The 12,315-nt window shown below is 42.2% G+C and carries 6 protein-coding genes; 4 read left to right on the forward strand and 2 right to left on the reverse strand.

Annotation, left to right across the window (positions count from 1 at the left end; translation table 11 throughout):
• The first annotated feature begins 137 nt into the window (after positions 1-137).
• Entirely contained in the window at positions 138-1,295 is a 1,158-nt protein-coding gene (locus tag I5907_RS00990; RefSeq protein ID WP_196988886.1) for an esterase, read from the forward strand.
• A 112-nt stretch (positions 1,296-1,407) separates the two neighbouring features.
• Here the strand turns inward: I5907_RS00990 and I5907_RS00995 are convergent, their stop codons facing one another.
• The gene (locus I5907_RS00995) at positions 1,408-2,187 is read right to left on the reverse strand and encodes an NUDIX hydrolase (protein ID WP_196988887.1); all 780 of its coding nucleotides are present in this window, start codon (positions 2,185-2,187) and stop codon (positions 1,408-1,410) included.
• Between the two features lie 266 nt (positions 2,188-2,453).
• Between I5907_RS00995 and I5907_RS01000 the strand changes: the two genes are divergently transcribed.
• Both I5907_RS01000 and I5907_RS01005 read left to right on the forward strand, forming a co-directional pair.
• Positions 2,454-3,371 (forward strand): sugar phosphate isomerase/epimerase family protein, encoded by a 918-nt coding sequence (locus tag I5907_RS01000; protein ID WP_196988888.1) that lies wholly within the window; start codon positions 2,454-2,456, stop codon positions 3,369-3,371.
• Between the two features lie 280 nt (positions 3,372-3,651).
• A complete protein-coding gene (locus tag I5907_RS01005) occupies positions 3,652-5,238 on the forward strand; it encodes a GDSL-type esterase/lipase family protein (RefSeq protein WP_196988889.1) in 1,587 nt (528 codons plus the stop codon).
• Positions 5,239-5,320: 82 nt separating this feature from the next.
• On the opposite strand, the gene I5907_RS01010 is transcribed toward I5907_RS01005, so the two are convergent.
• Complete coding sequence (locus I5907_RS01010) at positions 5,321-6,199, reverse strand: DMT family transporter (RefSeq protein ID WP_196988890.1); 879 nt, start codon at positions 6,197-6,199, stop codon at positions 5,321-5,323.
• Between the two features lie 483 nt (positions 6,200-6,682).
• Between I5907_RS01010 and I5907_RS01015 the strand changes: the two genes are divergently transcribed.
• Positions 6,683-12,211 (forward strand): beta strand repeat-containing protein, encoded by a 5,529-nt coding sequence (locus I5907_RS01015; protein WP_196988891.1) that lies wholly within the window; start codon positions 6,683-6,685, stop codon positions 12,209-12,211.
• Positions 12,212-12,315 lie beyond the last annotated feature (104 nt).

Genomic DNA, 12,315 nt, shown 5'->3' on the forward strand with positions numbered 1-12,315 from the left:
AAAAGTGTGCGGCGCAACGTTGGTGCCTTTTTTATTGCGCACCGCTAAACCATGCAGCCTGTTTGGTGTTATAAAGAAAGTCTTTCAAAAAACATTGTCTATTTTCAGGAAGCTACTTTTTACCATAAAATACTTGTATGAAATACCTGGTTGTAACGGTGCTTGTTCTGTTGTCGCTCACCATCCATGCGCAAAACCCATCTGCCGCAAGACCCGGTTTCTTCACGCTTCCCACGCCACCCATCGTAAATAAAGACAGTACCGTAACATTCAGGCTTCGTGCGCCATACGCTGCACAAGTAATGCTATCGCTCAACGGGCAAACACAGCCAATGCAGCAAGATACAAAGGGTTTATGGAGCACCACTTCAAAAGCGTTGCTGCCGGATATTTATGCCTATAATTTCCTGGTAGACAGTTTTAGTGTTACAGACCCATCTAACCCGCTGGCAAAGTTTGGGTATAATGGCAACGGGCAAAGCCTTGTGGTTTTACCTGCTAACCCGCCCAACAGCTGGGATATACAGCACGTACCACACGGTGCCGTAACCAGGCATCTTTTCCATTCAACGGTTATTGGCGATGATCGCGATTATTACGTGTATACACCGCCCGGTTACAATGCCGCCGGCAAAGATGTGTACCCCGTTTTGTACCTGCTGCATGGTATAGGAGACGATGCAAGAGCCTGGACACAAATAGGCTTTGCCAATATTATACTCGATAACCTTATTGCACAGGGAAAGATAAAACCGATGATCATGGTGAATACATTGGGTTATGGTGTACCCGAAACTATGATCGGTGAGGGATCATTTGAGAAGTATACGCAATCTTTGGTTACAGAAATTATGCCTGCCATAGAAAAAAATTACCGTGCTGCTGCGGATAGCAGGCTGCGTGCAATTGCAGGTCTTTCAATGGGTGGCGCAGAAGCTGTATTTGCAGGGCTCAACAACACAGATAAATTTAGTTGGATAGGTGGCTTTAGCAGTGCGTTTGTAATGTACCGTGGTGCAGGCCGCTCAGGCACGCCTATTGTTAATAAAAAAATTACAGACGAGGATGTGTATGTATATACTTTCCCGTCTTTGGGCAATACTATAAATGAACAGGTAAAACTGCTCTGGATATCGTGCGGCAAATCAGATTTTCTCCTGTTCTCCAATAAAGACTTCACAAAGTGGCTGGATAAAGCAAAAGTAAATTATAAGTATACCGAAACTGCAGGGGCACACACGTGGATGGTTTGGCGCAGGAACCTGGAAGCCTTTGCGCAACTATTGTTCCGATAGATTTTGTTTGTAACGGCGTTGGCACGCAGCATCGTTGATGCCATAAATTATACTGTACAAGTGTGCGACGCAACAGGCGATGCCACAACGTACATATGCCGGGTACATAAATTTAGAAAGCCAGTATCATACCTTCTCTCAAAGCCTTATCATACCTGCGTTTATCAAATTTGTACAAAAAGGGTGAGCGGTGTGCGCCTATGCTTTTACGCTCATTCAGCTTTTTGATTAACCCAAGTGATACGATTTTCTTGGCAAAATTTCTGCGGTCAAGCGCTTTGCCAAGAATGGTTTCATACAGGTCGTGTATCTCGGGCAGTGTAAATTTTTCGGGCAATAAATTATACCCGATCGGCTGGTGGTATATCTGCATTCTCAAAGCCTTCAGTGCTTCAGAAAAAATAAGGTTATGATCGAAAATGAGCCTGGGCACGGCATCAATTTCGCACCAGGTACATTCGTCTGACAGATGATCTGGCTGCGGGTTTACTTTTGAATATTCTGTAACCGCATAGTAACCGATAGAGACGGTGCGTTTCAGCAGCCAGTGGTCAGGGCCCATTGCTGCGTTGGTGATGGTGGACAGGTGCGCCACATCTTCTTTGCTGCGGTATGAGCGGCCGGGCTCTCCAAAGGTTTGAAACTGCTGTAAAAATATTTCATCAAGCCCTGTTCGCTCATTCAGAATACGCGTTGCCGCCTGCTCCAGGTTTTCATCCAGCCTTATAAAACCGCCGGGCAAAGACCATTTTTCAGCGTCTTTCCATTTGAGCAACAGTACTTTTAAATGGCGGTCGTGGTACCCAAACAACACACAGTCGATAGATAAATGATGAAGGTATTCCTTCTCCCCTTTTTTAATAAACTCTGTTGCGTTGTGTTGAGGCATCATTGAATAAAAGTAAAAATTTACTTCAAGATAAAATATTCAGCACGAAAAAACTGTATCTTCAATGCGTATTTATTACGGAATGATTATTGCTGCACAGGAATATAAATACGAAGCATAGTTTCTAAACCAACCACCATAAGGCCCGGCTTCAGTGCCGGGCCGTTAGTTTGAAACTATTACAACAGCAAAGAAAGATTGTTTAGCCGGGAAACAGGTAATACCATTACGATTGCAGATCTCTCCTTCAATAAATTAAAACAACTGATATGTACAACCGCAGAAAATTTTTGCAAAACTCCGGTGCGCTTGCATTGGGTGGACTATTGTTATCCGGCAACAGTAAAGCATTTTTCCATGGCAGTAAAGCTCATGCAGTGGGCTTACAGCTTTTTACATTTTTCAACGAGATTGATAATGATGTAGAAGGCACGTTAAAGAAAATTGCAGCAATAGGCTATACAGAAATAGAATCTGCATTCAGTAAAAAAGGCGGTTATTATGGTATGAAGCCAAAAGAGTTTGCCGCATACCTTACCAGCATCGGTCTCGGCTGGAAATCGCACCATGTACTCGGCGCCCCTTTCAAAATGCCGCCCGGCGCAAAGATGCCCACAGATGCAAATGGCAACCCAATTAAAATTCCGCCAATGCGTAACCTTGCTGATAACATGCAGGAACTGGTAGACGAAGCAGCAGAAGGCGGTGTGGAATTTCTGGTATGCGCCAATACGCCTATAAACACATTAAGCGATATCAACGCTTCAATTGAAGTATTGAATAAAACAGATGAAGCCTGTAAAAAAGCAGGTATTGGTTTTGCTTACCACAACCACGATGCGGAGTTTCACACCATAGAGGGCCAGGTACCTTACGAAATGTTTTTATCGCAAACAAAGATGCAGATGGAGCTTGATCTTGCCTGGGCTACAAAAGGCGGTAAAGACCCCGTAGAACTTTTCAAACAACATCCCGGCCGTTTTCCGCTATGGCACGTAAAAGATGTAGATGCCACTTTCGAAAATATATTACCCGTTGGCAGCGGCACCATCAATTACAAACGCATATTCGATGCGGCTGCAACTGCCGGTATGAAGCATTTTTTTGTAGAGCACGATATGCCTAAAGATGCAATGGCAAGCATTACCGCAAGCTATGAATACCTTACCAAAAAATTAGGAGTATAGTATTTTTGTAGCAGGCTGCATTACTACTATCATCGCCTGTTGTGTCACTCACTTGTACGGCCGGGGCGCTACTCAGCAACTGCGAAGTGCCGGGCGATTGAATGAATACCACAACAGCAAATAAGTCAGCAAATGCCGGAGTAAGTAATGGAAATCTTTATCCCCTTCAGGTTTCGTTACAGTTTTCGGCTTTGCTGACATATTTATTCCATGCTTCTCATTACTCGTTGGTTTTAATCATTTCAAAATTGGTTATATTGAATACCAAAAAAATTTTACCATGCTTCAACGATTATTGCTGTTCCTTTTTATGTCATTTTCCGCTGTTACGCTGTATGCGCAGGATAAGGTAATCAGGCTTTACGAAGGTGCTGCGCCGGGCTCAGAAAGCTGGACCTGGGATGAAGCAGAAAATAATAACAATGCATGGCAAACAACAGCTGTATACAATGTTTCCAAACCAACACTCACTGTTTTTGAACCCGCTCAAAGATCAGCCACCGGCACCGCGGTTGTTATATGCCCTGGCGGGGCGTTTCACGCATTATCTATAAACAGTGAAGGTTTTGATGTGGCCAGGTGGCTCGCAAATAAAGGAGTAACCTGTTTTGTATTAAAGTATAGGCTGGCGCACAGCGTTACTACTGATCCCGTAAAAGAAATGACCGAGAAATGGGGCAAGAAAGAATTCAACGAAGAAAACAAAGCAGTTATTCCTCTATGCATAGCCGATGGCAAAGCCGCTATAGCCTATGTACGGGCGCATGCAAAAGAATATAACATAAACCCCGGCAAGATCGGTATTGCTGGTTTCTCTGCCGGTGGCACAGTAGCCACCGCAGCAGCTTTTGATTATACGCCGGAAAACAGGCCAGACTTCGTGGCTCCTGTGTACCCGTTTTTTCCCACTGAAATGATCGGTACCATACCGCAGGATGCACCGCCGATGTTTATTGTTGCAGCAACAGACGATGGTCTTAAACTGGCACCACACAGCACCAACTTATACGAGAAATGGGTGGCAGCTAATCATTCCGCAGAAATTCATATGTATTCAACCGGCAACCATGGTTTTGGCATGCGGGTGCAGCATTTACCAAGCGATACCTGGATAGATCGTTTTGGCGACTGGCTGAAAGTAAACGGCTATCTCAAACTCCAAAACCCACCCGAATGGATGAAGAATTTTACAGACGCACAGCTTGACGAGATGCGTAAAAAGGACGAAGAGCGGCAGCGCAACGACTGGGCAAACCTTACACGCTATAAGGAAGAAAACGACAAGGTAGCACAAATGGCATCTTCCAAACCCCGTATTGTTTTTATGGGTAATTCAATAACAGAAGGCTGGAAGAATGCTGACTCCTCTTTTTTTGCGCCTGGAAAAAATTACCTGGATCGTGGCATCAGCGGACAAACAACACCGCAAATGATCTTACGTTTCCGGCAGGATGTTATAGAGCTTAAACCGGCTGTGGTAGTAATTCTTGCAGGCATTAACGACATTGCACAAAATACCGGCCCTATAACGACGGAACAAACTTTCGGCAATATTGTTACCATGGCAGAACTCGCCAGGGCAAACAATATAAAAGTCATTATATCATCTGTACTTCCTGCATACGATTTTCCATGGCGGCCGGGGCTTTCACCGGCAGACAAGGTGGTAAAATTGAATGGCATGCTAAAGGACTATTCCGCAAAACACAACATTGTGTATCTTGATTATTTTACGCCTATGAAAGATGAACGCAATGGTTTAAAGGCAGACCTCACTTACGATGGCGTACATCCTACATTAGCCGGGTACAAAGTAATGGAGCCACTGGCGGAGAAAGCAATAACAGAAGCGATGAAAAGGAAATGATAAAAGTGCGCACCAGCAACAAAACTATTGGTAATTGTTCCCGAATTTGTAAGAGCATGGCTACAGCGAAGCCAACGTCTGGTTAGGCCTTACTTTGCCTTTGTACCATGTAAAGTCCGGCAATAACAAAGACCACACCAATAATAGTATAGGTTGTAACAGGTTCACCCATAAGTACGGCGGCAATACAAAAACCGGAAATGGGGCAAAGAAAGAGCCAGAAAGAGGCTTTTACAGGGTTTGCCCTCAAGAGATACAGCCACAACTGCACCGCGAAAATGGATACGGGAACAGCAAGCCACAGAACGCTCCCCAGCCAGCGTAAATCAAATACATTTTCAGACTGATCGTAAGAAGTAAATAAGAAGGGTAACAGGAAAATACCGCCCAATAAGGTTTGCCATCCATTGATGGTAAGTATATGGAGGTGGTTCCATGTGCTGCGGGAAAAATACAAGGCACCGGCGGAATAAGAAATCATGCTTATAAGCAGTATAAGTAAACCAGCGGGTGTTGCATAACTTTCCTGCAAGAGCGGGTAGGCCGCTATAACAATGCCAGCAGAGCAAAGGAACAGACTGCCAATTGTTTTAAAAGTAACAGGCTGTTTTAGCCACACAGCCGTGATGATGCTGATCATTACAGGATTTGTACCAACAAACAAAGACCCCAGCCCGGCAGAAACATGCTGCATGGCTATTACATACAGGCCCAGGTAGATTGTAACATTCAGCAGCCCGTAAACAGCCAGTTTTCTGAGCTCGGCGATTGAAGGCACCGGCTTTTTAAGTATTGCGTGTGCAATAAGCAGCATAACTAATGCAGCTATGAAAAAGCGTGGTACAGCTATAACAAAAGGCTGCGCAGATGCTAACCCGATTTTGGTAGCGGCGGACGCTGATGACCATAGTATGGCAAATAATAACCCTGCTGCAACTGATGTAAACCCATTTGCTTTCATAAACTGTAATTACGCATTACGATTGGAACGATATAAAATTGTAACAGTACTGATACATTGCCGATTGCATATACCACCTTAAAATTGCTTAAGCCCAAGTAGTAAAAATTCTACAGAATTATAATATTCTATTCTATTTATCAGCGATCATTTACGTCGTTACTTTGTACTGTTGATGAGCGAATAGTGAAGACTGAAAATAAAGTTCGAAATAAATTTGGTGTTTTTCATAGGTTAGCAACGGCCGGTTCTGTCTAGAGCTGGCTCTTTTTTTTATTTCACAAGCTTTACTAGAAATTGTGATTAACATTATATCCGATGCTGAAAAAATCTGGTTCGCCTGCTTTTAGGTATTTCTACTGATTTTTTGTCTTCTGTATGTTTCCTAACAAATACTCTTGCATTTGAGGTAAATAAATGGTAGATTTAGTTACCAAAATTAATCTGTTTACCTAATCATTCCTTCCACTTCAATTTACAAAAATGAACACCAGATTTTACCTGCAGTTGGCGTTTGCCATGTTCGCAAACTTATATGCTCATTCGCAAACGATAGAAAAAAAAATGAGTTCGACAAACGGAACCGTTTATAGTGTCCATAAAAATTCAGGTACCTACTATATCGGCGGCCAGTTTAACTATGTTGGTCTTATGACAGGCTCTTCGGCTCTTGTTACTAAATCTTCTGATTATCCCGACATGGATTTCCCGGCATTTAACGGTACTGTGCGGACCGTAGTTGCTGATGGAGCTGGCGGTTGGTTTATTGGGGGTACCTTATACAGTTACGATGGGATAAATACAAATAGTCTTGTGCATATTTTACCAAATAAAACCGTAGACCCCGCCTTTACAGTTGTAGTCAATGGTTCAGTCTACAGCTTGTTCCGCTATGGCACTCAGTTGTTTGTGGGGGGCACTTTCACAACGATAAACGGAGTATCTAGAACTTACATCGGGGCTGTTAACACCTCAAATGGCAGTACTTTAAGTTTTAATCCGGCAGCAAATAGTTATGTATACGCTATTTCCGCCGATGTCAACAATGTATATGCAGGGGGTTCATTTACTACTATCGGCACAAAAAGCAAAGCTTATTTCGCCGTTTTGAATAGAACGACAGGCGTTGCAAAAAATGGATTTATTACTCCAAACAGTACCGTTTATGCTATAGAAAGCAAAGGCGACACACTCTTAATTGGAGGCCAGTTCACACAAACGGGCCTTCAAACAAATTATGTGTCAGCGTTAACTGATACCTCCGACATAGCAAATACAGATTTCCCATCAACAAACGGAATAGTAAGAGTTATAATACCAGATGGCGCCGGCGGCTGGTATATCGGGGGCAGCTTTTCTCAAATAGGCGGCGTTGCAAAAAACAACCTTGCGCGAATAAATGCTTCCAGATTAGTGGTTCCTGGTTTTACCGCTAATACGAATGGTGAGGTGAGGACATTGCTTCGCGCAGATACGAAATTATACATCGGAGGTTCATTCTCTACCGTAAATAGCACATCCCGTGAAAACGCGGCAGCAGTCAATACGAGTACCGGTGCCCTGTTTGGCTGGAATCCGGCGCCTAATTCTACAGTCTACACACTTGCTTCAATAGATACTGCTATTTATATCGGCGGTTCTTTTACCACAGTAGGAATATCAAATAAAAACCGACCTTACCTTACAAGGGTTAATAATACGACCGGGGCTATCCTGGAAGGTTCAATTAACGCAAATAGTACAGTAAGTAAAATTATTGCCAGAGGAGATTCTTTATATGTAGGCGGTTATTTTTCCAAACTTGGTTTTCGTACAGATTATTTGTCAGGCATCAAAGTTGGATCGGGTATTCCCGATCAATCGATGCCTTCAGCAAATGGCGAAGTGAAATGTATTATTGGAGATGGTTCAGGAGGATGGTATATCGGCGGAAGTTTTACTGCAATTGGAGGCCAAACAAGAAGCTATCTTGCGAAAATAAAAGCTGATAAGACTATAGATATAGCTTTTAACACAGTACTTAACGGAGTTGTTTATGCCATTGCAAAAGATGGAACCAATTTGTATATAGGAGGTTCATTTACTACTGTAAACGGATCATCAAGAAATTATATCGCCAAATTAAACTCGTCAACAGGTGCTGTACAAACATGGGATCCGTCCGCAAACTCATATGTTTACTCTCTAACATTGAAAGACACGTCCATACTTGCCGGGGGAATATTTACTAATATAAAAGGAAAAAACGCTTATAGATTTGCCGCCTTATCAAAAACTAACGGAAATGTAATAAGTGGGTTTGCAGGATTTAACTCAAATGTCAATAAAGTTTCCATACTTAATGATACGATATTAATAGGAGGAAACTTTTCACAAACAGGTTATTATAGCCCTTATAGCGCAAAATTGAATACCATTAATAGTAATCCTGATATTAAATTTCCTGCTACAAATGGACAAATTAACGATGTTGTAAAAGATGCGAGTGGTAATTTATATGTTGCTGGTTCATTTACACAAATCGGTGGCGTTAACCAGGCATATCTTGCCAAGTTATCACCGGCATTTGAAGTAATAACAGCATGGGCACCTTCAATAAACGGAGAAGTTAAAAGCATAGCTTTAACGGGCACAACGCTATATATAGGCGGCAATTTTACTTTCGTAAATGGTACATCTAAAAGTTATATTGGAGCATTGAATACGGCTAATCCAGGCAGTAATAAAACCTGGTCAGCGACTCTAAATGGCGCCGTATACAAAATATTATTTGATGGAATCAATGTCTATGCCGGCGGCACCTTCACCCTTGCAAATAGCACAACCACAAGAAACAGGCTCGCAAAGTTTGATGCATCCGGCGTACTGGACGCACTATGGAATCCGGATGCAAACAGCACAGTACAGGATTTGGCTTTATCTGGTGCAAATATTCTTGTAGGTGGGAGTTTTACTACATTAGCTGGTATTGGAAGAAGTTATATAGCAAAACTCAATACTACAAACGGAGCATCTTTGAATTGGGCAAATGCTAACAGTACGGTTTATGATCTCTTTGTGGATGGTGCCAATTGCTATGTAAGCGGATCATTTACAAGTCTTGGTGGCATTACACGTAATCGTATTGGATGCGTTGTTATTTCCAACGGCAACATCACCGGGTTTAATCCAGATGTCAACAACACGGTTTTTAAAATTGGAGGTAAATATGGTTCTGTCTTATATTTTGGTGGTGCTTTCACAAACGTAAGTGGCCTTGTTCGGAACTACGTTGCAGCATCAAATATTTCAACTAGTACTCTTCAATCCTGGAATCCAACAGCAAACTCTACCGTCAATTCAATGATACTTGACTCTTCTTCTACTAATATTTTTGTTGGCGGAAGTTTTAGCGCCTTCAAAGAAGTTAGCAAAACGTATGCAGGCATGCTAAGGTATTCAACGGGAAGCTACACAAACTGGACGCCCTCCATTGACTACATTGTCTACGACATTACTTCGTCAGGAGGAAAAATTTTCATAGGTGGCGATTTTAATACGGTTAATGGTGTTACAAGAAACGGGATAGCTGCCTTTAATAGTTCTACTGGTGTATTAGACCCAATGAATATCAGCCTTTCACGAAACGGAACGGGTACCTCGGTGTCAGTCCGTGCTTTGTGGGCTACACCTACGATCATCTATATTGGCGGGGATTTTGACAAAGCCGGCACCTTTACAAGATACAACTTCGCCGCTGCAAACGTTACAAACAACGCTATTGCAACTACTAATGCATCTCCTGATGGCACTGTAAACGATATTTATCTAAACGGCACAGACATCACCTACGTTGGCTATTTTAATTATAGCAATTATGCTAACCGTAGTTATCTGGGGTTATTTAGACGTTCTAGCGGAATAGCAACAGCATGGAATCCCATATTAGATTATTATGTGTACGATCTTTCTGCGAATAGCAAAAATTTGTATGTAGCCGGACCCTTTAATACCGCTAACGGTGTAACACGCAATGGTGTCTGCTCCTATCGTCTTTCAACAGGTGCCATTAACGGGTGGAATCCGAATTTATCTTTGAATGGCCAGGGCAGTTACGCTGATTGTTACGCCGTAGCCGCAAACGATTCTATGGTATATGTCGGCGGAAATTTTGATAAAGCTAATACTACATTACGCGGATTTGTTGCAAAAATATCAGACCTGAACGCAGCAGTTCAAAGCTGGAATCCTAACCTGAATTATTACCCGTACACTATAGCCCTTAACAACAAGGATGTACTACTCGGAGGTTATTTTACTTTTACAAAATATAACGCCAGAAATTACCTTGGTGCCTTATCAAAAACCACCGGTTTGATGAACTCATGGAATCCAACGCCCGATTATACCGTTTATGACATAGCTGTAAATCATAATAGAATCTTTGCGGTCGGTTCTTTTGATAACGTTAATGGTCAGCAACATACCGGTGCCGCTTGCTTTCTATTGAACACGGGTGCTTTACAAACATGGAATCCACAATTATCACGAGCTGGGAATTATAGCTATGCGGACTTGTACACCGTATTCGCAGATTCAACAAATGTGTACCTTGGAGGATACTTTGACGAGGCCAAGGGTGCAACAAGAAACAATGCCGCTGCTGTAAATGCAGTAAACGCAACGCTGGTTAACTGGAACCCCAACGCTAATTATTTAGTCCGCACTCTCACAATAAATGGTTCTGACATTGTTTTGGGAGGTGAATTTGATTTCTGTAAAGGTGCTACACGTACAAATCTTGCCGCTATAGATTCTGCAACAGGCCTGGTAACTTCGTGGAATCCTTCTCCCAATGGAACTATTTATGCAATTTTACGCAATGGAACCAATGTATATGTAGGAGGTAACTACAATACTATAGCAGGAGTAGCGAGAACAAGTCTTTCTGCTGTGAACGCAACAACAGGATCAGTAACGGCCTTTGACCCCGTTGTACAAAACAATGCTTCCCAGGGTACTGTATACGCTTTAGAGTATGATAACGCAAGCTCAATCCTTTATCTTGGCGGAACCTTTACAACCGTAAAAAATACCTCCCGCAACAATGCCGCTGCAATAAATGCTTCGGCTGCACTTCAGTCATGGAATCCAAATACAAATGGGTCAGTAAATGCTTTAGCTTTAAGTACGAGCAGTGTTTATATTGGCGGCAGTTTTACCTCCGTTAATGGCGCTACTTTACGCAACAGACTTGCATCACTTAATAAAACAACAGGGATTGCGACAGGTTTTAATCCTAACATAAACAGTACTGTGAACGCTTTAAAAATAAGCGGTAATAATCTGTATGTAGCAGGTTCATTCAGTTCTGTAAATAATGGCACTGCTATACGCAATAATCTTGCAGCATACAACATTACTAACAATGCCCTTGCCTCGTGGAATCCAAATGCAAATAGTGGTGTACTTGCGATTACAGCGGTTGCTGACACCGTTTTTGCTGGTGGATATTTTACTACTTTAAATGGAAACACGAGACAATATATGGCCGCAACAAGAACAGCTACAGGCACTGTATTGCTTCCATTTAATCCTGGGCCCAATAACTATATCAGATCTCTTTATCAGTCGGAGAGAAATGTGCTGGCGGGTGGAAGTTTCAATGTTATTAGTGGAAAATCACGCGGTGGCTTTGCTGTCTATAAACTTTCAGGTTCATCATCGGGCAAATCTGTACCAGAAGTAATTTTTGCCGATAATTCGACAACATCTCTGCAAAACAATAGCAAGCTAACACTGTTTCCAAATCCGGTATCCTTTGGTGTAACAACCATTAAGCTAACGGGCATAAAGGGCACATGTAGTATTAAAATTTCTTCGCTTAGTGGAAAACAATTATATATGCAGTCATATAAACATGTGGACAATAACATCGTAACGATTAATGTAGGAAATTTACTACCCGGCACCTACATTGTCAGCGTAATAAGTCGAACAACCACACAATCTGGCACTTTAGTAATTCTGTAATTTAGTAAAAGAGATAAAAGAGGCTGTCTGAAAATTTTGGACAGCCTCTTTTTTTAACCCCTACTAAACAGAAAGATTTACCTCTTCTACGTTTATTTATTATA

The sequence above is a fragment of the Panacibacter microcysteis genome (assembly GCF_015831355.1).
GTDB lineage: Bacteria > Bacteroidota > Bacteroidia > Chitinophagales > Chitinophagaceae > Panacibacter > Panacibacter microcysteis.

Bases quoted from the DNA above. Each gene is read 5' to 3' on its own strand.
- I5907_RS00990 (WP_196988886.1), top strand. From the start codon at position 138: ATGAAATACCTGGTTGTAACGGTGCTTGTTCTGTTGTCGCTCACCATC.
- I5907_RS00995 (WP_196988887.1), bottom strand. From the start codon at position 2,187: ATGATGCCTCAACACAACGCAACAGAGTTTATTAAAAAAGGGGAGAAG.
- I5907_RS01000 (WP_196988888.1), top strand. From the start codon at position 2,454: ATGTACAACCGCAGAAAATTTTTGCAAAACTCCGGTGCGCTTGCATTG.
- I5907_RS01005 (WP_196988889.1), top strand. From the start codon at position 3,652: ATGCTTCAACGATTATTGCTGTTCCTTTTTATGTCATTTTCCGCTGTT.
- I5907_RS01010 (WP_196988890.1), bottom strand. From the start codon at position 6,199: ATGAAAGCAAATGGGTTTACATCAGTTGCAGCAGGGTTATTATTTGCC.
- I5907_RS01015 (WP_196988891.1), top strand. From the start codon at position 6,683: ATGAACACCAGATTTTACCTGCAGTTGGCGTTTGCCATGTTCGCAAAC.